The following is a 21,944-nucleotide window of genomic DNA, read 5'->3' on the forward strand; positions in this document are numbered from 1 at the left end:
GGCCTCCTGCGGCCCTCACCAAGGACACCCCTCGCCATGACGTACTGCGCGCTGCCCTTACCCGGTGCCTCCCTCGCCGCCCCCGAGCCCCTGCCCGCCTGGGTGACCCGATCAGCCCGATCAGCCCGATCAGCTACCGGCGCGGACCGGCTCGACCGGGCGCGGGCCCGGCTCGCCGCCCGGCTCACGGCCGCCGCCGGGCCGGACGGCCTGCTGCGGGCGCCGTGCGACAGCCGGATGCTGGAATCCGCCCTGGCCCTGCGGCTGCTGACGGTGACGGACGTGGACCCGGACGCTCGGGAGCGGCTCACGCGGCGCCTGAAGACCGGGCTGGACGAGGGCGCCCCCGACCCCGTGCAGGAGGCGGCGGCCCGTGCGGCCCTCGGCGAGTACGCGGACGGACGCGGCGCCCTGACCCGGCTGCTCGGCGGCTTCGACCACTTCACCGCCGGGCGCAAGCACCTGATGTTCCGGACCGTCCTGGCGGAGCTGGGCGCCGACGCGTTCCCCGAACCCTCCGACCCGGGGCGCGCGTTCGAGGCGCACGGCCAGCAGCGCTGGCTGATCACGGAGATGGCCGCCCTGAAGGTCCTGCACGCCTTCGGCACGCACTCGCCCCGGCGCGTCACCGAGGACGACTGGCGGATCCTGGAGCCCTGCGCGCTCCCCGGCCCGCCCCCGTACGGCAACCATCTCGCCCGGCTCCTCGCGCTGCTCGCGCTGCGGCTGCGGCCCCGGTACGCGGCGGCCGTCCGGGCGCGGGCACGCGAGCTGCGGGACGTGCTGTGCGAGGACGGCGGGGTGCCGTTCCTCACGGGCATGGACGTCTTCGCGACGGCGACGGGCGGTCTCGCCCTGGCCGGCGCGGGGGCGCCCGCGCACGCCCTGCGGGCCCTCGCTGAGGCGTTGACGGGGCAGCAGAACCCGGACGGCGGTTGGGGATTCGACCGGGGCGTCGGGCAGAGCGACGTGGACGACACGGCGTACTGCGTGGAGTTCCTGCGGGCGGTGGCCCCCGAGCGCCACGGGGTCGGAGTGGCCGCGGGCGAGCGGTACCTGCTCGCCCGGCAGGGGGTGGACGGCGGCTTCCCGACCTTCGAGCGCGGGACGGCCTCGGAGGTGGCGATAACGGCGGCGGCGGTGAACGCGCTGGCCCCCGAGCCCGCGCACCGCGCCGCGGTCGCGGCCGGCGTCCGGTTCGTCACGGCCCGGCAGGAGGCGGCCGGCCCGTACGAGCGCAGCTGGAGCCTCAACGAGAGCAACGCCCTGTTCCGCACCGTCCTCGCCCACGACTCCTTCCTCGCGGTGGCGCCCGGCCACCCGGCGGCGGCCGGCGCCGCGCGGGCCCGGGCACGGGCGGTGGCCCGGCTGCTCGCCACCCAGAACCCGGACGGCGGCTGGGGGCACGTGCCGGCGGACCCGAGCGACCCGATCAGTACGGCGTACGCGCTGATCGCCGTGGCCCGTACGCCGGGCGCGCGGGCCGCGACCGCGCGGGCGGTGCGCCACCTCCTGGAGCGGCAGCGGCCGGACGGCGGCTTCACGTCGCGCCCGGACCAGGCGGGCCCCCGGCCGCTCGCCTATCACGTACCGCTCCTGACGGACGTGTGCGTCCTGCTCGGCCTGAACCACGCGCGCGGGGGGCCGGCCGCCCCCTGAGGAAGGTCAGCCGCAGTCCGAGAGGTCCTCCGGGTCGACCGCGTCGAGCCGGACGGCCAGCGCGTGGAGCCGTTCGCGCAGGTCGCCGAGTTCCGCGAGGTCCAGGCCGGTGGCGGCGGCGATCCGGCGCGGCACGCCGAGGGCCTCCTCCCGCAGCGCGGTCCCCGCCTCCGTGAGGCGCACGGTGACGGACCGCTCGTCCTCGGGGCTGCGCCGCCGCTCGACGTGCCCGGCCGCTTCGAGCCGTTTGAGCAGCGGCGACAGGGTCCCGGAGTCGAGCCGCACCCGCTCCCCGATCCCCTTCACGGAGAGCTCGCGGTGCTCCCAGAGGACGAGCATCACGAGGTACTGGGGGTAGGTGAGTCCGAGCCCCTTGAGGGCCTCGCGGTAGACGCCGTTGAAGGCGCGGGTCGCCGCGTGCAGCGAGAAGCAGATCTGCCGGTCGAGGCGGAGGAAGTCCCCGTCGGAAAGACCGGCGGGGCCTTCGGGGAGGGTGTCGGACGTCTCCATGCCTCCAGGATACGCGAGCCCGCCTCACGCGCGATTGAGTTGCACACAACTAAATCGCGCGCTACAAATGAAGAGGCACCACGCCCCAGGACAGGAACCGGACGGAAGAGGAATCCCCATGGACGCGATCTACACCGCCGTCGCCACCGCCAACGGCCGCGAAGGCCGCGCCGTCAGCTCCGACGGCCACATCGACCTCCCCCTCGCCCACCCGCAGGCCCTCGGCGGCAACGGGCAGGGCACCAACCCCGAGCAGCTCTTCGCCGCCGGGTACGCGGCCTGCTTCGCCAGCGCCATGGGCGTGGTAGCCCGCCAGGAGAAGATCGACGTCTCCGAGGCCTCCGTCACCGCCGAGGTCTCCATCGGCAAGGACCCCGCCGACGGCGGCTTCGGCCTCTCGGTCGTCATGCGCGCCGAGTTCCCCGACCACCTCCAGGGCGAGGCGGGCCTGGCCCTCCTGAAGAAGACCCACGCCTTCTGCCCGTACTCCAAGGCCACCCGCGGCAACATCGAGGTCGAGCTCGTCGTCGAGTAGCCGAGCGGTCGAGCGGTCGAGCGGTCGAGCGGTCGGGCGGTCGGGCGGTCGGGCGGTCGGAGCCTTCCACCACCCCGCCGGCCACGCCGAGAACGGCGATCCCGGCCCGCCGAACGCCTCCTCCGGCGCGGCCGGAGGTCAGCGCCGTGCGGGGCCGGTGGGGCCGGTGGAGCCGGCGGGGTCCGGGCCCTTCCCCGGCTTCTCGGCGGGACGTGCCGTCCTGCCGTCCTTCTGCCACCCGTTCTTCGTCCCCCGGTCGGCGCCCCGGCCCCGCCCCGGACCGTTCCCGTTCTCCTCGCCCCTCCCCGGTGCCTCCCGGTCGGGCTCCTCCGCCTCCGGCGGCACGGCGCGCGACGGTCGAGGACGGGGCTCGGGACGGACTGGAGGAGGGTGGGGAACAAGAACACCGGGGGTGGTGGGGTCCGCGGGACGGGTGGGGGCCGGGAGCGGACGGTCGCCGAGCAGATCGGGCAGGTCTCCGGCGGCGAGGGCGACGCCGCCGAGGGTGACGCTCGCGAACAGCCCGGCCAGGACCGCACGCAGGGGGCGCCCGCCGCGACGACGGTCGGCGACGGGGGTCCAGTCGTCCCGGCGGCGGGTGGGCGGGGCGGCGCGGCGGGCCGCGCGGAAGGCCGCGAGGGCGGCGGGCTCGACCTCGGGGCGGGCGCCGCGGGTCAGCGCGGCGCGCAGCGCCTCCTCCACATCGCCGTGTCCGCCGCCGTGGCCGTCACCGCATCCGTCATCGCGTCCACCACCGCGTCCGTCGTCGTGCGTCATTCCGTCACCTCCCCCTCAGGCCGAGTTCCCGTGCGAGTCGCTTCAGTCCCCTGTGCGCGGCGGACCGTACCGCACCGGGCCTCTTGCCCAGTACGCGGGCGGCGGCCGGCCCGTCGAGACCGAGGACGACCCGGAGGAGAACGGCCTCGGCCTGGTCCCTCGGCAGGCCCTTGACCAGCGCGAGCGCCCGGTCCGTCGACAGCGCGTCCAGCGCTTCGCCGGAGGTGTCCGCGGCGGCGGGCAGATCGAGGACGTCCTGTTCGATCGGGGCGGGGCGGGGGCGGGAGCGTTCGCGGCGCAGGTGGTCGAGGGCCCGGTTCCGGGCGATGACCGCGGTCCAGCCGCGGAACCCGGCGCCGTCGCCGCGGAACCGGCCGAGGTCGCGGGCTATCTCCAGCCACGCCTCGGCGGCCACGTCCTCGGCGTCGGCGCCGACGAGGCCCCGTACGTAGCCGAGCAGGCCGGGGTACACCATGCGGTACGCGACGGCGAACGCCTCCTCGTCGCCCCCTCGCGCCCGTTCCACGGCGGAGCCGAGTTCCGCGTCGCGGGTCGCCGAGGGCCCGCGGCCGCCAGCCCCCTCGCTCACACGTTCCTCTTCCCAGCCGGTTCCGTCGGGACGTTCCGGCCGTGCCCCCGGACCGAAAGGTGCCATCCTGTCAAACCGTCAGCACAGGCTCGTCGCCCGCCCGTCCGAGGGACAGTCCCGGCGGACCGGCCGCACCGGCCGGCGTCCGTGCAGGGTGAGGAAGTAGGTCCGGAGGGACTCCTGGGGGCCGATCTCGAAACGGTTCACGGTGCGGCCGAGGGGATTCCACAGCCTGCCGTCCGGCATCCGCACGGCGACGGGATGCCCGAAGACCGGGCGGAGCGGGTGGCCCGGCGCCAGGTCCACCCACTCCGCACCGGCCTGACGCACCAGCACCTCGCCCACGTACGCGCCGAGGCCGAGCAGGGGGCCGTCCACGTCCTGGCGCCGGGCGCCGCCGCGCCGCAGGCCGTCGATGATCCGGTCGACGACGCCGAGGCTCGCCACGCCGTAGTCCAGCGGCAGGCGCGTCCTGGCGGTGACGCCGTCGGCGAACTCGGCCGCGCACCGCCTCATCCCGGTCGCCCGCGGCGTCTGTTCCCCGCTGTCCATTCCCGTCCCCTGCCCCTCGACACGTCACGGTGGGACCTGGCGGAGCCACCGGATGATCAAGCGGATCCCGTGCGCGGATCATCACGGGGCGGACGAGTGACGCTGCTCACAGAGCATGGTGGCGGGGCGGGGGCGGGCTCACCCGCCCGACCCGGCCGACGATCTCCGCGACCAGGCCGGCGAGGGCGCCGAGCACACCGAGCAACGCCGTCAGGACCAGCAGGAGCAGCCCCGTGTGGTCGTCCAGGGCCCGCGCCTGGACCGTGGTGGCCGCGACGCTGCCGGACCGCGTGTCGAGCGAGAAGCGGGAGTCGTTGGAGTTCGCGCGGTGGTCACCGAGCAGGAACAGCCTCCCCTCGGGGACCGTCACGTCGTAGGCGAGGGTCGTCCCGGACGGACCGCCGTCCTTCACGTACGGCTCCGACAGCGGCTCGCCGTTCACCGTCACCGGCCCGCCGGGGCTTTGACGGACGTGGTCACCCCCGATGCCGATCACTCGACGCAGCGCCGGCCTGCTCTCGTGGCCGTCCTCCATCCGGTGGAGTACGACATCGCCCCGCCCGACCTCCACCGGATCGATGCGCTCGAAGAAGGCGCGCGCCCCCTGCGGGTACGTCGGGTTCATGGCATCGCCTTGAACGGCGACCGCCGTGTACCCGGTACCGAGAAGTGCGATCGAGCCGACGGCAGCGGCCAGCCCCACGACACCCACTGTCCGCCCCACGCGCCGCAGTCGAGTCCTCCCCGTCATGACACCGGGCCGATCGTGCGGAAGCCCGGCTCCGGCGCCGAACACGCGGTGGAGAAGGGTTCGCAGTCCGGGTCTGCCAGGACGCGGTGGACGAACTCGGAAGTCGACATGCTCTCCTCGTGCCGTGAGTACGGGTTCCCCCGGGGAACGATCGACCGGGTGGACAGGGCTTCCTCCGCGTACGCCGGCCGGAAGCAGTCGCACCCTATCTCCGCGCGGGCAGACGGAATCAGACCGCGTCGACCGGGCCGGTGCGCCTGGTGCGGCTACTGCACGCGGGACCGGCGCGGGGTGCGGGCGCGTGGGACGGCCCACGGGTCCAGCCCCTGCTCCAGCAGGCGCTCCTCCTCGCTCTCGCTCAGGAAGAGCGCCGGATGCCTGCCCCAGAGCGAGAGGTCGCTCAGGGGGTTCGCCGGGAACTCCGCCCGCAGGACGCGGACGAGGAACTCGACCATCCCGCAGTCATGGCGCTGCCAGATGCCCTTGCCCCGGTGGTAGACGAGCACCGGCCACGCGGACGGGTCGTCGCCGGAGGCGTCCCAGCAGACGATGTCCGCCGCCGCGTCGGAACCCCAGGCGATCAGCCGAGGCCGCGCCCCTTCCAGTTCGGGCTCCTTCTTGAAGCTCACCCACACGTCCTCGGCCGTGAGCGTCTCCACGAGCATGCCGCCGTAGGGCGACGACAGCTCCTCCGTCTTCGGCTCAGGGACCTGAACCTGGAAGAAGTTGTCGATTGCGCCGGGCCCCCACACCTCCATGAACACGCGGTAGTCGGGCGGGAACTCCGTGCCCCACGACTCGCTCATACGAGCCCAGTCGACGGACGTATCGGGTGCCGCCTTCGGCGGCATGAGCCGCCGCAGCGTCTCCAGATCAGTCATCTCGGTGCCCCCTTCTCCTTCCGGTCGGCGTCATCCCATCGACCCCGTCGGTACCTGCCGACCGGTAGCCGGGTCATTGAACATGCCGAGGTTGCGGCCGGCCAGGGGGCTGGGAATGAAAGTGCTGATGGATATTCCAGCACTCCCATCCAGGTTCGTCCCCTGTGCGTGGATGGCGAATCCGGTGGGTACGGTCCGGCGGCCACTGTAGCGAGGGGTCACCGAGTAGTAGACGTCCTGCCCCGCCTGCGCGGCCGCGGCGATGTCCGTCTCGTGCTTGGCCATGTCGTCGTCGCCCTGCCGGGAACCGAGCTGCTTGGCGTCGGCTCCGCGGGCGCACGCGGCGAGGTTCCGCGGGTCCGTGCCCGAGCCGGTCAGTCGGTCGGCGAGGAGGTGGCAGGCGTTGATGTTCTCCCGGGTCGGACGCGCGCCGAGGAAGCCGGCGGTGCGCTGTGCCCACCGATACCCCGGAGGCGTGAACACCCGGGTGTCCGTCTCCGAACCCGGGTGCGAGTCCACGTAGTCCTTAGTGAGGCAGGAGGTCATGCCGGTAGCGCGGCTGCCGTTCTTCTTGTCCACGTCGCCGTGCCGGACCCAGCCGGCCCCGCACTTGTTGCTGTCCTCGTCCTCGTCCTCGGACGCGGGCCTGAACTTCGGCTTCGGCTGCCTGGCCCGGTCGATGGCGCCGTTGATGCCACGAGCGGTGGAGATCAGCGCGTCGCCGAGGCTGCCGTGCCTACGCCGTGGATGGCCGCAGCCATCGACAGTGCGGCGCCGAACAGGTGGCCGTCCAGCTCCACGAAGGAGATGGGGTTGCCGCCGGCGAAGGCGTAACGGTTGCCGGTGTAGGGGTCGGTGGCCAGGGACATGCCGTCCAGGGCGCCGCCGCACATGTCACGGGTCAGGAAGCGGTTCAGGCCCGGGCTGTAGTTGCGGAAGCCCATGTCGTACGTGCCCGAACCATCGTCGTACCGGTGCGCGTTGTACCGGTAGGCGTTGTACGACTCCTTGTCCGGGTTCGCCGCGTCCGGCTTGTCCGCGCCGGTGAACTTCGCGTCGTCGTCCGAGCCGTAGGCCGTGTAGCCGTACGCCGCCCGGGTGCCGCCGTCCTCCTTCGTGACCGCCTCGACGTCGCCCTTCGGGTGGTAGAGGTACTGCGAGTACTCGTGCGGACCGGTGTCCTTGTGCTTGATCTGCGTGAGCTTCTGGCCCCACGGGCTGTACTGGTAGGACTTGGTCGCCTTGCCGGCGACCTCCTCCCGCAGCACCTTGGACTCCATGCCCAGGTAGGTGAAGAGCGTCGTCTTCCCGTTCGTCCCGGACGTGGTCTGCTGCGCCGTGCGGTCGAAGGCGTCGTACACGTACGTCGTCGACTTCGCGGCCGCGTCCGTACCCGCCGTGTGCCTGGCGATCCGGTCGAAACCGTCGTAGGTGTACTTCTCCTGCGTCGAGCCGTTGGACGAGACCGTGTCCAGGCGGCCCAGCGGGTCGTAGTTGTACGTCGAGGCGACACCGCCCGCCTCCGTCGGCGGACCCTCCCGCAAGATCCGGGCCAAGCCACGGACCATGTCGTCACCACCACGTCAGGGGCGCCGCCTGGTCGTATACCCCCGGACTCCCGATCCGATCCCGACCAGTGCGAGCAGGGCTCCGAAGGCCGCCAGTGCCCACAGCGCCAGCGGCACGGCCCCTTCGGCTCGGACACGGCCGCGCACGTCGGAGGCCGCGACGCTGCCCGACTGCTCGTCGAGGAAGGAGCGCGAGTCGTTCGCGACGGGCCGGTTGTCGCCCAGCAGGAACAAGCGCCCCTCCGGCACGGTCACGTCGTAGGGTGCGCCTGCCGAACCGAGCGGGTCACGCATCACGTACGGCTCGTCGATCCGCTTGCCGTTCACCGCGACCCGCACACCGTCACGGGACTCCACGCGATCCCCGCCCAGGCCGATCACCCGCTGCAGGACCGGCGCGTTCCCGTACCGACCGGGCACACCGACGAGGACGACGTCGCCCCGGCGTATCTCCCCTTCACCGACCCGCAGGACGGTCAGCCGCTCGCCAGGACTGTACGTGGGTCGCATCGCGTCGCCCCCGACAGTGATCCGCTCTCCTTCCAGGCCACCGCCGCGCACGATCCCTCCCACGGCGCCCAGCACCAGGACCAGCCCCAGAGGAACCAGCACCCATGCGGCGATTCCCAGTCCGCGGCCCGCGCTTTGCTGCTGCGTCGACACCCTCCTCATCTCCCGTCAGCCTCGGGGCCGGGCTGGAAGGTCGGGTCGAGGCCGTACTGAGCGATGCCGAACGGTTGGAAATCCTTGTCCGCCAGGACCCTGTAGAGAAATTCCGAAGTCGACATGTCGTACTCGCACCATTCGCCGGCTTCGCCCCGCGCGAGGACAGGGTATGTACCGGGCTGCTGTGCGTCGACAAGCCAGCAGTATTCAGCGCCCCATTCCGACGATGCCCATTTGATGTACCCTTTTCCGCCCGGTGTGTACTTCTGGTACTGACCGATCTCGGCAGGAAGAGGAGGAAGGGGCGCTTGCCACGGCAGGACAAAATTGAAACGAAACCCCGCCGTCCTGCCGTAAAAAGCGATGGAGTCACTGAAGGTTCCCCCGCCGAAAACTTCACACAGTTGCTTGAAGTCCGTCGGCAGAGGAATGCGAAGCTCCTCCTCTGCCGCTGCCCAGTCGACGGAGTGCGCCGACGGCTCCCAGCCGGTGAATTCGAGTAGACGTTGCACCCACATGCAAAGACCTTTCACAGAAGGGCGAGGTGCAGGCGGACATCGGGATCGATGTCCGCCTGCACCTCCGATGATCCAGCTTACCGACCTACGGCTTGAGCCCCGAAGGCGTGTTCCAGATCGTGATGGGATCGCGTGGCATTTCTCCCGTGTCCAGGTTCAGCCACTTGATGGTCAGGCTGTCGGGGATGGCGTTCTTCCCCGTGTAGTTGGCGGTCACCTCGTAGTAGACCGTCTGCCCCTTGGCCACCATGGCGGCCACCTGGTTCTCGTACGGCGCCATCACAGTCTGATTGGGCGTCGCGTACAGGCTGACGAGGTTCCGCATCTCGGTACCGCTACCACCCAGCTGGTTTCCCAACAGGTGACCGCGGTTCATGTCGTCACCGGGCTTGAAACCAGGGGTCACTGTCTCGGGGAAGTTCCGCATGGGCCGCGGGACCTGGGTTCCCTGGATCATGGAGCCAGGATTTCCCTTGACGGCCTTGTCCGCTCCGCTCTCCCAGCCGAAGTCGCCGGAGTTGAGGCAGGCCCGCGCTCCCTGTGCCCGGTCGTACTTGTCGAGAGCCTGATAGAAGACCACGCTTTCGTCGTCTTCGCAGTATTCCTGCTGGAACGGGAAAAGCGTGTCTCCCCCGACCCAGTCCCACTGCCCGTCGGGCTCGACGAGCCGTCCCTTGCTGCGGTTGCCCGTGTACTCGGACTCGTACCCGTTGGGGGCCGTCTCGTTGTACCAGCCGATTCCCGTGAGGAAGGTGTCAGCGACGGTCTTCCAGCCGCCCCCCGCCTTCTTCACACCGGCGGTGGCGACGTTCTCCATCGTGTCGAGGATGTCGCCGCACCAGTCACAGCCGAATATGTGGCCGTCCAGCTCGACGAAGCTCGTGGGGTTTCCGCCGGTGAAGGCGTAACGGTTTCCGGTGTACGGATCGGAACCGAGCCCCATGTCCGCGAGAGCACCGTTGTACATGTCCCGGCTGGTGAACCGGTTGAGACCGGGGTTGTAGTCCCGGAAGCCCATGTCGTAGGTGCCGGCGTGGGAGTCCCACCGCTTCGAGTTGTAGCGGTAGGGGTTGTAGGTCTCCTTGGTCGGGTCGCCGGCGTCGGGCTTGTCGATACCGGTGAACTCGGATTCGTCGTTCGACCCGTAGGCGGTGTAGCCGTAGGTGGCCTTGGCGTTGCCGTCCTTGTCGGTCAGCGTCTCGACGTCGGTGTGCGAGTTGTAGCCGTAGTAGCCGTCCTCGCCGGTGCCGTCGGTGTTGTGCTTGACCTGGGAAAGACGCTCGCCCCACGGGCTGTACTGGTACGACTTCGTCAGCTCGCCGACGACTTCTTCACTGAGCACCTCGGACGACAGACCGAGGTAGGTGAAGTCGGTGGTCTTGCCGTCGGCCGTCTTGGACGCCGTGCGGTCGAGCGGGTCGAAGGTGTACGTGGTGGACTTCAGCGAGCCCGCGTCGTCCCTCTTCTGGGACTCGACGACATGGTCGAAGCCGTCGTACACCGAGCGTTCGATGACCTGGCCACCGCCGGTGACGGACTCCTGACGGCCGAACGGGTCGTAGTTGTACGTGGCCGCCGAACCGCCGGCGGTCGCGGAGACCAGCCGGTTGCGGTCGTAGGTGTACGTCGTGGACGTTCCCTTGACCGTCTGGCTGACGACGTTGGCGTTGTCGTCGTGGACGTACGTCTCGGTGCCCGCACCGTTACCGGTCTTGACCGACTTGGCGAGCCGGTTCGCGGGGTCGTAGGTGTAGTCGGTGGTCGACTCGAGATAGGCCGAGGTGCTGTCGGCGTTCATCTTCTTCGCGACGTCCTGCGCCTTGTTCCCGTTGGGGTCGTAGGCGTAGGTGTGCGAGGAGACAAGGGTGCCGTTCGGCTTCTTCTCGACGCTCGTCTTGACGGCGCCGTCGAGGTAGTAGGTGTAGTCGACCGTGTTCTTGTTGTTCTTGGTCTCCTGGAGCTTCAGGCCACGGTCGGTGTACGTGTACGAGGTCACCTTCGGCGAGGCGTCCGTGGACGACTTGCCGACCGAGGTTGTCCTGACCAGATCCCGAAGGTCGTAGGTGTACTTGGAGAATTGATCGGGGTGGGTGACGGTCTCCGGCTTGCCGTTGGCGTCGTACGTGTACGACGTGGACTTCTTCTCCGTCCCGGCGAGCGCTTCGGTGACCTTGGCGACCTGGTTCAGGCCGCTGTAGACCATGGTGTAGGCGTCGACCTCGGCGCCCGACGAGGTGTCGTCGATCGAGGTCAGGTTGCCGTTCACGTCGTAGGCGTAGGCGAAGGACTTCTTTTCGGAGTCAGTCTCGCCGGACGTGTCGCGCACCAGCTTCACGCCGTCGGCGACCACGATGCCGCCGCTGTTCTGCTCGAGCTTCAGCTTGGCGTCGTTGCCCTGCCTGAGGGTGTACGAGCCGAGCTGGACCCAGGTGCCGGTCGCGGCGTTCTGGTCCTTGGTCACCGCGGGATGCGTGGTGGCACCCTGCGACAGCGTGTACCTCGCCGTGGTCACGGCGCCCGTCACCTTCGGGTACTTCACGTACGCGGTGTACGTGCCGTCCTTGGGAACGTTGAGCGTCCACGTGAAGGCATCCGTGCCCGTGCCGGCCGCGTGCGTGCGGTGGTCGTAGCCCTGCTGCCCGGTGATGTCGCCCTTGGCCCACGTACCGGTGGCCGAGGTGTGCTGGCTGTCGGAGTTGTCCACCAGGACCACCGACTTGCCCACCGGCACGCCGTCGTCCGCCTTGGACTTGAGCTTGCCGTCGGGGTAGTACGACCAGGTCATGGTGCGGTCGGAGGAGCCGCCCGCCGACGTCAGCGTGCGGGCCTTCTGCTGCCCGAGCTCGGTGTAGTCGTACGTGGTCGTGATGTCCCACGGGTCGGTGGACCTCCGCGTCCAGCCGTTGTCGAAGTACTCGATGACCGTGTCGTTGCGGACCGTCTGGCCCTCCGACGGGGGCATCGACCTCTTCGTCACGCGACCCACGGCGTCGTACACGGTCTGCGTGTAGACGTTGGGGTCGTTGTAGCGGGAGTCCGCCGGGTCGTACGGCTGGTACTGCTTGACCGGACGGTTCAGCGCGTCGTACTCGGTGCGCGAGGTGAAGTCGTCGGCGGTGGCCGTGGCCGCGCCACGGGGGGAGACGACCTTGGTGGTGTTGCCGACCTGGTCGTACTCGTACTGGGTCTTGCGGAACGTGGTCCCCTCGTAGGGGGTCCGGACCTCCTTCTGTTTCCCTCGCTCGTCGTAGTCGACGTAGGTGATGTTGCCCTCGGCGTCCTTGGTCTGGATGACCAGGGAGTCCTTGTCGTAGGTCGTCGTGACGGACTTGCCGACGGGGTCCGTGACCGTGGTGACCCGGTGGTTCAGGTCGTAGGCGGTCCTGGACAGGTAGTCGGTCGTGTCCGCGGTGGCGTTCCTCTTCGGATCGACGATCCGGACGACGTTGCCGACGTTGTCGTACTCGTACGAGATCTTCTGCTGCGCGGAGTTCACCACCGAGGTCAGCTGGTAGATCTCGTCGAACGTGTTGGTGATGACGTGATCGGTGGCGTCGCCCGTGGTGAGTACGCCCTTGGGTTCGGTCTTCGTCCGGAGGTTGCCGACCTTGTCGTAGGTGTAGACCGTCTTCCGCTCGGCGGAGGTGGCCGTGTCCTTCGGCACGGTGTCCGAGGCGATCTGGTCGGCCGCGTCGAAGACCGCGGTCGAGACGGCGCCGTTGGGCGCGGTCGCCTTGGTGACATTGTCGTTGGCGTCGTACTCCGGCGCCGACAACGTGATGAGGTCTCCGGCCGCCTGGTCCTTCGGCACGACCTTGGTCAGCGGACGCCCGAAGGTGTCGTACGTCTGCGTGGTCTTCTTGCCCAGCGCGTCAACGGTCTCGCGGACCTGACCGCGCTCGTCGTAGACGAACGACGAGGCCTTGCCCAAGGCGTCGGTGATCGTGGCCGGGTAGCCGGTCGGACCGAACTCGCTGTTGGTCGTCGGGTTGCCGTTGGCGTCGATCGCCTTGGTCAGCTGACCGTACGCGTCGTATTCGTACGTGGTGGTGTAGTCGCCCGCTGTCGTGGTCGCGACGCCCTTGGGGTCGGTGACCGTCTTCAGGTTGCCGAACGAGTCATAGCCGAACTGCCACTTGCGGCCCTCGGGCGAGGTCTTGGTGAGCAGGTCGGCGGAGAAGCCGTCCAGGCGGGTCTGGTAGCTGTACTGCTGCGAGTTCGCCGGGTAGGTGCCCGGGGCGCAGTCCGAGGACGGCGGGACACCGCCCTTGTTGTTCTCCGCATCGCGCGACCAGAGGGGGTAGCCCGTCTTCTGGTCGTAGCAGTACGCGGATTTGGCCCCGTTGGCCTCCTCCGCATACGTGACGTTATTGTCGGCGTCCCACGACATCTTGGCGACCTGGGACTTGGCGTTGGTCGTCTGGACCGGGCGGCCGAAGTCGTCCGTCACGTAGTCCGTGGCGTGTGCCTCGGCGTCGGTGACCTTGGTGTCGGTGAACTCGGGATTCGCCGTGTTCGTCTTGTACGCGAAGCCGGTGAGGAACCCGAGACGGTCGGTGATCGTCTTGGTCCACCAGTGGTACTTCGGGTCGTCACCGGCCTGCGGTGCGTAGTACGCGAACTGCGTGCTGTTCCCGCGGGGGTCGGTGGCCTTGACGAGCTTGACGTTCTTGTTGCCCTGCGTGGCGTCGTAGGTGAACTTGAACACCTTCGGCTGTGTCGAACCCACACCGTCGGTGAGTTGCCCGAGCAGGCCCTTGGCGGTGTAGTGGAACTCGATCTTCCGGCCGGAGACATCGGTCACCGAGCGGATGTGGTCGTAGATCTTCGAGTTGTTCAGCGCACCGGCGTCGGTGGTGAGTACGCCGGAGTCATTGACGTACTGGTAGCCGGACTGGCCCTTGGTCCAGTAGTCGACGGTGAGGATCTGCCGGCCGGCCGGGTCGTTGATGTACTTGAGGAACTTGGTCGGCTTGTTGTTGGACTTGCGCTCCTCGTAGGTGAACGTCTGCGTGTTGCCGTTCTTGTCGACGGTGGACGTCAGGTAGCCGTCGCAGCCGAAGAGGAAACGCGTGCCGTCCGGGCGGGTCAGCGTCCAGGCGTCGGGGACCGGGTCCTTGGTGGGCTTGCAGTCCAGGCCGGCCTTCATGGTGGCCTTGTAGTGGACGCCGGCGGGGGCCTTCCAGGTGCCGTCGGCCTGCTTGCGGAAGACGTGCGTGGTGCCGTCGCCGTCCGGGAGGCGGATCTCGGTCGGGTTGGGGTTGGGGTGGAAGTCCAGCGGCGCGCCGAGCCGGACGGGGCCCGAGAGCTGGAACGACCAGCCGTGGCCGGCGACCGTGTCCGAGGTGTCCTGGCTGTTGTAGGCGAAGCGGGCGAAGGTGCTCAGTCCGCGGCCGGGGTTGGTGATCGCGTTGTACTGCCATACGCCGTTGCCGGACGCCAGGTTGTTCATGAAGTTCGAACCGGCGCCGGTGTTCTTGCCGGTGTAGGCGTAGAACTTCTCCATGCCCAGCGTGTTGGAGGTGGGGTCCTCCACCGCGATGTTCTGCTTCAGCGAGGGGATGCCGCCGGTGCCGGCGGAGAGCCAGGTTCCGTCGGCGATCTTGCGGACGTCCCAGCCGAGCACGTACTCGTTGCGCTTGTTGCCGTTGTCGGAGTTGATCGGCGTCTTGACCTGTGCCTGGATCGTCGCCGACTTGCCCGGCAGCAGGGCCGGGATCGCGGTGGAGAGCTGGTTGCCACCCGTCGTCACGTCCGTGCCGTCGGGGAGCTTCCAGGTGTAGGACAGCTGACGCTCACCGGCGGCCCACGCCGTGGCGGTGGTGTTGGTGACCGTGAACTCGACCGTGTACTGCGAGTTCGGGGTCATCCGGGACGGGGTGGTCGGCGCGTAGTACGTGTCCTCGGTGGTCGCGTCGACGTAGATGACCTGCATGTACGGGCGTAGCTGCGGGTCCGAGGCCTCGGCCGACAGGAACAGGGTGCGTTCCTGCGGGCCGGTGGTGGTCTCGTCCTTCAGCTTGACCAGGACGCCCTTGTTGGTGGTGGGGGTCTTGACCCAGGACTGCATGAGTCCGGTGGCGTCCCACCAGTGGCGGCCGACCTCGTCGGTGATCTGCGGGACGGTGTCGGAGACGGCGGCGGAGAAGTCACCGCCGGCGGTGGTCCACGGGGTCGTGGAGTTCGCGTTGTTCCACGTGGCCTGGGTCTCGGTGAAGTCCCGGGTCAGGGAATGGAGTTCGTAGATGGCGCCGTTGGTGGTGCTGGTGGTCTCCGCGCCCCACATGTACATCTTGTTCTCCAGCACCGTGGCGGTGGTGGGGATGGATGTGGTGGGGAACTTCAGGGCGGCGCGGGTCTTGCCGTACGTGCCGGAGTTGTTGCCGACGCTCAGCCAGGTCTGTGCCTTGCCGGAGACCAGGCCGTCGTGGTTGGCGGTCGGCTGCTGCGAGGAGAGCGTGGTGTCGACCTGCCCGGCCTGGATGATCCTCATCGTCCGGCCGGCCTTGGGGATGCCCACGATCCGGGTCGGCGAGCCGAGGAGCTGCCCGTTCTTCGTCTTGACCGCGAGCTGGTAGTAGTACGACTTCCCGATCTCGGCGCTGCTGGAGTCGGGGGTCGGCACCGCCGTGGTGTCCGTGTACGCCGTCGTGCCCGTCGGGATCGGGGCGATCAGGGTCGCGGCGGACGGGGTGAAGGCCTGCTGCGTGGAGCGGTGCAGCTGGTACTCCACGATGTCCAGGCCGGTGTCACCGCTGCCGTTGGTGTACGCCGGCCAGGAGAGCTCAGGGCCGGTGGAATGGACCACGGTCGGCGAGTTCAGCGACGTGCCGACCGCCCCGTAGGTCACGGTCAGGCGCGGATACGTGGACGTCTCGCCGCCGTAGGCGTTGCCGTCGGCGGCCTCGTAGCGCGGGCCGCCGGTCGGGGCGGTGGCCGTCTCGTCCTTGGCCTTGAGCACGAAGCCGTGGTTGGCGGCCGTGCCCGAGACCCACTTCTGGACCGTGTCGGCGACCGGGAAGTCGTGCCACTTGTTGTAGTCCCAGGCGGCCTTGGTGATCGCGGCGGGGTTCACCAGGCGGACCGAGTCGGCCAGCGCGCGGGTCGTGGACGAGCCCGTGTCACCGAGGACGATCTTCCCGGCAGTCCCCTTGGCGAAGCTCAGCTCCGCCGCGTCCAGGGTCTTCCAGACCCCGCCGGTGCCGGTCTGGTTGACCGTGTAGTTCTTGGTGCCGCCGTTGTGGGTGACCGTGTACGGGGCGGCCGTGGCCGCGTCCGACGCGGCCGGGTGGTGCACGTCCACCCGGTAGGTGTCGGTCTCCGGGACCCTCGGCTGCCAGGCGTACGACTCGCCCGTGAGCGCGTTCTTGTTGTACGCGTAGTCGTCGTTGGTCGCCGCACCGCCGGTCGTGGTGCCCCGCGGCCACTCGCCGACCGCCGCCGTGCCGGCGTCCCCGTCGTCCAGCTGCACCGTGGTGCCGGACAGCTCGCCCACCAGGGCGCTGGTGTTGGTCCAGGTCGCGCCCGCCTCGTTCCACGCTCCGGTGGCCCGGTGCGCCTCCAGGGCGACCGTGTTGCCGTTGGTGGTGTGCGACTGGTCGTAGTACAGACTCAGCCGGGCCGCGTCGACCTTCACCCCCGCCGGGATCTCGTTCAGCGGGAACTTGATCAGGGAGCGGGCGATGCCGGTGTCGGTCTTGCCGACCGACAGCTTCCAGGTGTTGTTGAAGTTCACCCCGGGCTGGTCCGACAGGACCATCGTGTCCTCGGAGACCGAGGCGATCGGCGTGATCGTGATCGTCGGGTCGATGACGACCGGGTACTGCCGCTCCTTGGCCGCCAGCCACTTCGCGTCCGGCGTGAGCGTCAGCCTCCAGCCCTTGCCGTCCGCATCCCGGCTCAGCTTCTGGGTGACCGCGGTGCTGTACGTGCCGCCGGTGACCGACCGCGGATCCTTCCTGGCGTCCGTCATGTACGGAGCCGGGATCACCATCACCGGAGTGCCCGGGGCCTCGCCGAAGAAGGCGACCGAGCCGTCCTCGCGGGCCTTGGGCGTCAGACCGCCCTCGGTGTCCAGGGTGAAGGTGAAGGACACCGGACCGGCCGGACGCTCGGCCAGGACGATGTCCTCCTTCACCTGGCCGTTGCCCACCCGGTACGACAGGTCCGCACCGGCGACGGCGTCCTTGTAGAGGACCTGGTCGCCCTTCGCCTCCGGCTTGAGCGCGCCCGCGCCGGCCAGACCGAGCGTGACCGCCCCGCCGCCCTCCGCCTCGAACCGCATGAACCCGTCGGCGTCGGAGCCGAACCAGCTCTTGCCGGTGTTCGTGGTGTTGGCGAAGTCGAAGCCCTTGTCCCCGGTGGCGCGCACCGTCGTCTCGACCGGCTTCCAGGACGTCCCGGACCGGTACGACGTCGGTACCGCCGTCAGCTCGGCCTCGATCCGGCCGTCGGAGAGCTGCCAGTAGCGCGCCTGCGAGGTGCGCTTGGCCGTCAGCTCCTTGACCCGCTGGGCCTTCGGAAGCTTCTCGCCCTTCGGCAGCTTCTCCCGGCTGGGTATCTCCAGCGCCCCGCCGACCGGGGGTTTCGCCTCGCCCTTCTCGTCGTCCTGGAACCAGCCCGCGATCGTGTCGAAGACGCCGGTGTCGTCACCCGAGGACGGCGAGGCAGGGGCCGCATGGGCGGCCTGGGGCAACAATGTGCCCGCCACCGCCGATACGACCAGGCAGGAGAGAAATCTCCTGTGTGGGACTTTCACCACGATACCTTTCGGTATCGGCACACCCGCGTCGCTGCACGCGAAATGGGCACGCCGAACGAGCCGGAGCGGATGTTTCCGCCCGGCTTGAAGCAATGCGAGCCGGCCGCAAAAGACAGGGAGATGAAACCTCGCGGAGCTGCAGGGGGGTTTCTAACCAGACTCCTGACGCCAGGTCAATCCTGGCGACATACAGGACAATCGGCAGCTCGAAAGCGGTGTTGTTCGTCCGGTTCTTCCGCTCGCTCGCGTCCGACCGGCAGCCTGGTGTATAAACACCCGGTTCATCTGCCAGTTCACCGAAAGCCGGGCTCTTCCATGCCATCCAGCGAAATCGCGGAAAACGCCGCACCGCAGGAAAGTGAACACGCGGGCACCGAGGGCTCGCCTGACCGACGGGGACTACTGGTGGCCGGAATCGTCCTGCTCGCCTGCCTCGGGCTCGTCGGCTACGGCATGCTCGACACCGAGGAGCCGCCGAAGCCGCGGGCCGTCCCCACGGCCGAGGTGACGTACGAGGTCACAGGCACGGGTACCGCCGAGATCTCCTACCTCGCCCGCAGCGAGGACGGCACGGCCACGGTCGAGAAGGGCGTCACGCTTCCCTGGAAGAAGTCCGTCCGGGCGCCCCTCGGCAAGGCCCCGGCCGTCGCCGTCGTCCTCGACGGAAAAGGCGGACAGGCCGCCTGCGCACTGGCGATCCGGGGCAAACACGTCCAGCGCGCCACCGCCACGGGCGAATACGGACGTGCCACGTGCACCGGCGAGCTCCTTTCCGGTGACGGCGAGGGGTAGCACGCCGACTTCCGGGAACTCACTGTCCGGTTTGCGCGCTCGGATGCGCCGGATCCGACAGGTCGTGTATAACCGCTGCGCTGTGCGGCGGGAATTCGGGGTGCGCACCCTCGGAAATCAAATGGCGATTGCCACTGAAGACTATCTGAATCCATCATGCCCCCTGGTTTCCCGTCCCACCGCATGCACAGCCGCCGGCGGCAGGCCGCCGCGGATATGGATCGGCTGCCTACAAGGGATGGGAAATGAGTCCGAGAGGAGCCCGCGCCAGGCGGGCGAACGGTAAGAAGTACGCGACGTGGCTCGCGGCGGGAGTCGTCGTCCTGGGAGGCACGGCCGTGACCGCCGCCGCCTCGGCGGGTGGCGAGGGCGCCGGGCCCGGTGACGGGACACGGTCGGCGAAGGCGCACGCGCTGGCCCTGGACGGCAAGGATCCGAAGAGGCGCGCGCTCCCGCGCACCGGAACACCGACGTTCTCGCTCGTCGGCGTCTCGTGGGAGGACAGCGGCGACACCTTCGAGGGCACCGCTCAGATCCGTACCCGCGAGGCCGCGACCGGCGAGTGGAGCGAATGGCACGACCTCGACTTCGACATACGGGCGCCGGAGTCCACCGAGGGCGAGGAGCCGGAGGTGCGGGGCGCCTCGGAGCCGCTGTGGGTCGGCCCGTCGGACGGGGTCGAGGCGCGGGTCGTCGCGGACGGCGAGGAAACCGCGGTGCCCGAGGCGCTCCGCCTCGACATGATCGACCCCGGCGAGACCGTCAAGGGCAAAGACAAGGGCAAGGACAACGGCGGCACCCAGGGGAGCGGAAAGGGGGACGCCGAGCCCCCCACCAGCGGAGCCCCCACGGGCCCGGCCCCCGGCACAGTGCCCGCGCAGGAGCCCACCGGGCCCGCTGCCACCACCATTCCGACGGCTCCGACGGCTCCCGCCATCGTCAGCCGTGCCGGCTGGGGCGCGGACGAGTCGCTCGTCCAGGACCCGCCCTCGTACCTGAACGAGGTCGACGCCGTCTTCGTCCACCACACCGCCGGGACGAACGACTACACCTGCGCCGACTCCCCGGCCGTCATCCGCGCGATCCTCAGCTACCACGTGCGGACGAACGGCTGGAACGACGTCGGCTACAACTTCTTCGTCGACAAGTGCGGCACGGTCTTCGAAGGCCGCGCGGGCGGCGTGGACCGGCCCGTCCTCGGCGCGCACACCTACGGCTTCAACAGCTACTCCTCGGGCGTCTCCCTGCTCGGCGACTACGAGAACGGCGGCACCCCGACGGCCGCGGCCCGGCAGGCCATCGCCGACCTGGCCGCCTGGAAGCTCGGCCTGCACGGCGTCGACCCGGAGGCCGAGGTGGCCCTCACCGCCGCCGCCGACACCGGCGTGTGGAAGAAGGGCCAGGTCGCCACGTTGAACACCATCTCCGGACACCGCGACGGCTACGCCACGCTCTGCCCCGGCGCGACCCTCTACTCGGCACTCCCCGGCATCCGCACGACCGCGGGCGCCTCCCCGTACGCCATCGGAAACTGACGAGCACGACCACGGACACACCGGCGGCCGGGACCCTCCCCAGAGTCCCGGCCGCCGGCCGTCACACGGCTCGGTGTCAGCCGATGGCGATCCGCGGGTTCGCCGACGGCTCGACCCAGCCCATGATCCGGTCCATCGTCGCCCGCGGCACGGACACGCAGCCAGCCGTCGCGCCGCTGCCGTTGACGTGCAGGAAGATCCCGGCGCCACGGCCGGGCACGGCGGGCCACCGGTTGAAGTCGATGACGAGCGCCTTGGCGTACTGCGTCGAATGGTCGATCAGATGCTCGCTGCCGCGCTCGCCGGACTCGGTGAGCGGGAAGTCCGCGCCCTCCGCCGTGCGCATCTGGTTGTAGAACTTCGACTCCGGGTCCTGCACCCACCAGTGACGGTCGTCGACCTTCGTGTACGGCATGGCGGTTCCACCGGACTGGACCCCGAAGCCCTCGGTGATCGTGTACGTGCCCGACGGCGTGGTGTACGTGTTCTGCCGGCGGGTCGAGCCGTCCACGACGCCGTTGGAGCCCACGCGTCCGGCGCTCGTGGAGAACTGGGCCTTCCAGCCGGTCGATCCCTTCTGCCACGCGGTGACGGTGGCGTACGAGCCGGCGGCCTCGACCGTGATGACCTGCGTGGCGTTGCCGACGTTCACCGGCACGGGGAAGTCCGGCGCCACGGCGGGCGCGGACGTCTGCTCCCCGGTCCCACCACCGGCCGTACCGCTCGTGGGCTTCGCCCTCGGGGCCGCGCTTCCGGACGGCTTGGCGGAGGCGGACCGGGACGCGGAGGGCGACACGGACGGGGAGGCCGAGGCGGAGGGCGGCGTCGAGGGTGACGCGGAGGCCGAGGCGGAGGGGGAGACGGAGACGGACGGGCTCGCCGACGCGGAGCCGCTCTCGGTCTCGTAGCCGCCCGGGGCGGCACCGGGCGCGACGGAGGCCGCGGAGCCGGCGGGCTCCTTCTCGCCGCCGCAGGCCGACACGAGGGTCATCGTCCCGATGACGGCCAGAACGGACGCGTACCTACAGGAAGAGCGCAGCACGAAGTGATTCCTCGGTTCGTCGGAACAGCGCGGCACCCACCACCGCGCATCAAGGCGGCCGGTTATACAGGCCCCGCAGCCGCGGGTACCAGGCGGCGGACATTGCGGACACGGCCGTCGTCGCCCCTGCCGAACGCGGCGACGGGCCCCGCGTGGAGCGGCGGCAAGCACGGAGAATTCGGCACGATGTGCGGCGCGTCACACACAGGGGCCATGGGGTCGCCGTGGGATCATCGACATGGCTTCACACCCACGCTCCACCGAAGCCGCGGGCCAGGAAGGCGCGACCCCCGCGAGACAGGCCGGGGACGCCCGCTCCGCCGTACCGCCGAGAGGCGAACGCCGCACGCGAAAGCACCCTTCCAGGGGGCGTTTCCGCGGATCGGAACGTTTTTCTGTGGTGGGGCGGGTGGGACTCGAACCCACGGCCGACGGATTATGAGTCCGCTGCTCTAACCGGCTGAGCTACCGCCCCGTTCGGTGTGGCGCGTACATGTGTGCGCGCCGTCTGCCGCAGCATAGCCGCTCATACGATCTCCTGCTCCGGAAGATCGGCTCTGCTCGACCATGAAGACCCCTTCGTGCCCCGCACGGTTCCCCCGGACGCGAAAAAGGACCCCGAAGGGTCCTCTTCCGTTCCGCTCCCCCGGCTGGACTCGAACCAGCAACCCTCCGGTTAACAGCCGAATGCTCTGCCAATTGAGCTACAGGGGATCGCGCTCCCCCGACTGGACTCGAACCAGTAACCTGCCGGTTAACAGCCGGCTGCTCTGCCAATTGAGCTACAGGGGATTGCTGCGTTGCACCG

Annotated in this window: 17 protein-coding genes and 3 tRNA genes; 5 read left to right on the forward strand and 15 right to left on the reverse strand. The window is 69.7% G+C overall.

What is annotated here, in order from left to right; genetic code table 11:
• Positions 1-36 precede the first annotated feature (36 nt).
• Positions 37-1,659: a prenyltransferase/squalene oxidase repeat-containing protein gene (locus CP977_RS10980; protein WP_152370007.1), complete on the forward strand. Its 1,623-nt coding sequence runs from the start codon at positions 37-39 to the stop codon at positions 1,657-1,659.
• A gap of 6 nt (positions 1,660-1,665) precedes the next feature.
• On the opposite strand, the gene CP977_RS10985 is transcribed toward CP977_RS10980, so the two are convergent.
• Entirely contained in the window at positions 1,666-2,169 is a 504-nt protein-coding gene (locus tag CP977_RS10985; RefSeq protein ID WP_152370008.1) for a MarR family winged helix-turn-helix transcriptional regulator, read from the reverse strand.
• A 118-nt stretch (positions 2,170-2,287) separates the two neighbouring features.
• On the opposite strand from CP977_RS10985, the gene CP977_RS10990 reads away from it, so the two are divergent.
• The gene (locus tag CP977_RS10990) at positions 2,288-2,704 is read left to right on the forward strand and encodes an organic hydroperoxide resistance protein (protein ID WP_062755933.1); all 417 of its coding nucleotides are present in this window, start codon (positions 2,288-2,290) and stop codon (positions 2,702-2,704) included.
• Between the two features lie 138 nt (positions 2,705-2,842).
• On the opposite strand, the gene CP977_RS10995 is transcribed toward CP977_RS10990, so the two are convergent.
• The 10 genes from CP977_RS10995 to CP977_RS11040 form a co-directional block, all read right to left on the reverse strand.
• Positions 2,843-3,481, reverse strand: coding sequence for a hypothetical protein (locus tag CP977_RS10995; RefSeq protein WP_152370009.1), 639 nt, complete (start codon positions 3,479-3,481; stop codon positions 2,843-2,845).
• Between the two features lie 4 nt (positions 3,482-3,485).
• Positions 3,486-4,070 (reverse strand): RNA polymerase sigma factor, encoded by a 585-nt coding sequence (locus tag CP977_RS11000; RefSeq protein ID WP_229991665.1) that lies wholly within the window; start codon positions 4,068-4,070, stop codon positions 3,486-3,488.
• 78 nt (positions 4,071-4,148) lie between these two features.
• Complete coding sequence (locus tag CP977_RS11005) at positions 4,149-4,622, reverse strand: hypothetical protein (protein ID WP_062755926.1); 474 nt, start codon at positions 4,620-4,622, stop codon at positions 4,149-4,151.
• 106 nt (positions 4,623-4,728) lie between these two features.
• The gene (lepB, locus tag CP977_RS11010) at positions 4,729-5,373 is read right to left on the reverse strand and encodes a signal peptidase I (protein WP_152370010.1); all 645 of its coding nucleotides are present in this window, start codon (positions 5,371-5,373) and stop codon (positions 4,729-4,731) included.
• 266 nt (positions 5,374-5,639) lie between these two features.
• Positions 5,640-6,254, reverse strand: coding sequence for a hypothetical protein (locus CP977_RS11015; RefSeq protein WP_062755921.1), 615 nt, complete (start codon positions 6,252-6,254; stop codon positions 5,640-5,642).
• 30 nt (positions 6,255-6,284) lie between these two features.
• Complete coding sequence (locus CP977_RS11020; RefSeq protein WP_152370011.1) at positions 6,285-6,833, reverse strand: DNA/RNA non-specific endonuclease; 549 nt, start codon at positions 6,831-6,833, stop codon at positions 6,285-6,287.
• Positions 6,834-6,964: 131 nt separating this feature from the next.
• Positions 6,965-7,810, reverse strand: a complete 846-nt coding sequence (locus CP977_RS11025) for an RHS repeat-associated core domain-containing protein (RefSeq protein WP_167538849.1) — start codon at positions 7,808-7,810, stop codon at positions 6,965-6,967.
• Between the two features lie 27 nt (positions 7,811-7,837).
• A complete protein-coding gene (gene lepB, locus CP977_RS11030) occupies positions 7,838-8,494 on the reverse strand; it encodes a signal peptidase I (RefSeq protein ID WP_109185880.1) in 657 nt (218 codons plus the stop codon).
• Entirely contained in the window at positions 8,491-9,006 is a 516-nt protein-coding gene (locus tag CP977_RS11035; RefSeq protein ID WP_152370013.1) for an SMI1/KNR4 family protein, read from the reverse strand. Before CP977_RS11035 ends, lepB (CP977_RS11030) begins: the two co-directional genes overlap by 4 nt.
• A gap of 85 nt (positions 9,007-9,091) precedes the next feature.
• A complete protein-coding gene (locus tag CP977_RS11040) occupies positions 9,092-16,765 on the reverse strand; it encodes a golvesin C-terminal-like domain-containing protein (RefSeq protein WP_229991677.1) in 7,674 nt (2,557 codons plus the stop codon).
• A gap of 1,407 nt (positions 16,766-18,172) precedes the next feature.
• Here CP977_RS11040 and CP977_RS11045 point away from each other — a divergent pair.
• Together CP977_RS11045 and CP977_RS11050 are read left to right on the forward strand one after the other, a co-directional pair.
• Positions 18,173-18,559 carry an MmpS family transport accessory protein gene (locus CP977_RS11045; RefSeq protein WP_229991663.1) on the forward strand — a complete coding sequence of 129 codons (387 nt, stop codon included), beginning with the start codon at positions 18,173-18,175 and terminating at the stop codon, positions 18,557-18,559.
• 245 nt (positions 18,560-18,804) lie between these two features.
• Positions 18,805-20,094 (forward strand): peptidoglycan recognition protein family protein, encoded by a 1,290-nt coding sequence (locus CP977_RS11050; RefSeq protein WP_152370015.1) that lies wholly within the window; start codon positions 18,805-18,807, stop codon positions 20,092-20,094.
• Positions 20,095-20,170: 76 nt separating this feature from the next.
• Here the strand turns inward: CP977_RS11050 and CP977_RS34795 are convergent, their stop codons facing one another.
• Positions 20,171-20,746 (reverse strand): L,D-transpeptidase family protein, encoded by a 576-nt coding sequence (locus CP977_RS34795; RefSeq protein ID WP_229991662.1) that lies wholly within the window; start codon positions 20,744-20,746, stop codon positions 20,171-20,173.
• On the opposite strand from CP977_RS34795, the gene CP977_RS34800 reads away from it, so the two are divergent.
• A complete protein-coding gene (locus CP977_RS34800; RefSeq protein WP_229991661.1) occupies positions 20,727-21,002 on the forward strand; it encodes a hypothetical protein in 276 nt (91 codons plus the stop codon). The two genes, CP977_RS34795 and CP977_RS34800, sit on opposite strands and share 20 nt — an antisense overlap.
• Positions 21,003-21,534: 532 nt before the next feature.
• Here the strand turns inward: CP977_RS34800 and CP977_RS11060 are convergent.
• The 3 genes from CP977_RS11060 to CP977_RS11070 form a co-directional block, all read right to left on the reverse strand.
• Positions 21,535-21,611 (reverse strand) — tRNA-Ile (locus CP977_RS11060).
• 166 nt (positions 21,612-21,777) lie between these two features.
• Positions 21,778-21,850 (reverse strand) — tRNA-Asn (locus CP977_RS11065).
• A gap of 5 nt (positions 21,851-21,855) precedes the next feature.
• Positions 21,856-21,928, reverse strand: a tRNA-Asn gene (locus CP977_RS11070).
• Positions 21,929-21,944: the final 16 nt, after the last annotated feature.

The organism is Streptomyces cinereoruber, from assembly GCF_009299385.1.
GTDB classification, from domain to species: Bacteria; Actinomycetota; Actinomycetes; order Streptomycetales; family Streptomycetaceae; genus Streptomyces; species Streptomyces bikiniensis.

Coding starts and splice junctions, on each gene's coding strand:
- CP977_RS11050 (WP_152370015.1), top strand. CDS start 18,805: ATGAGTCCGAGAGGAGCCCGCGCCAGGCGGGCGAACGGTAAGAAGTAC.
- CP977_RS10995 (WP_152370009.1), bottom strand. CDS start 3,481: ATGACGCACGACGACGGACGCGGTGGTGGACGCGATGACGGATGCGGT.
- CP977_RS11040 (WP_229991677.1), bottom strand. CDS start 16,765: ATGGTCCTGTCGGACCAGCCCGGGGTGAACTTCAACAACACCTGGAAG.
- lepB (WP_109185880.1), bottom strand. CDS start 8,494: ATGAGGAGGGTGTCGACGCAGCAGCAAAGCGCGGGCCGCGGACTGGGA.
- CP977_RS10980 (WP_152370007.1), top strand. CDS start 37: ATGACGTACTGCGCGCTGCCCTTACCCGGTGCCTCCCTCGCCGCCCCC.
- CP977_RS10985 (WP_152370008.1), bottom strand. CDS start 2,169: ATGGAGACGTCCGACACCCTCCCCGAAGGCCCCGCCGGTCTTTCCGAC.
- lepB (WP_152370010.1), bottom strand. CDS start 5,373: ATGACGGGGAGGACTCGACTGCGGCGCGTGGGGCGGACAGTGGGTGTC.
- CP977_RS10990 (WP_062755933.1), top strand. CDS start 2,288: ATGGACGCGATCTACACCGCCGTCGCCACCGCCAACGGCCGCGAAGGC.
- CP977_RS11005 (WP_062755926.1), bottom strand. CDS start 4,622: ATGGACAGCGGGGAACAGACGCCGCGGGCGACCGGGATGAGGCGGTGC.
- CP977_RS11035 (WP_152370013.1), bottom strand. CDS start 9,006: ATGTGGGTGCAACGTCTACTCGAATTCACCGGCTGGGAGCCGTCGGCG.
- CP977_RS11015 (WP_062755921.1), bottom strand. CDS start 6,254: ATGACTGATCTGGAGACGCTGCGGCGGCTCATGCCGCCGAAGGCGGCA.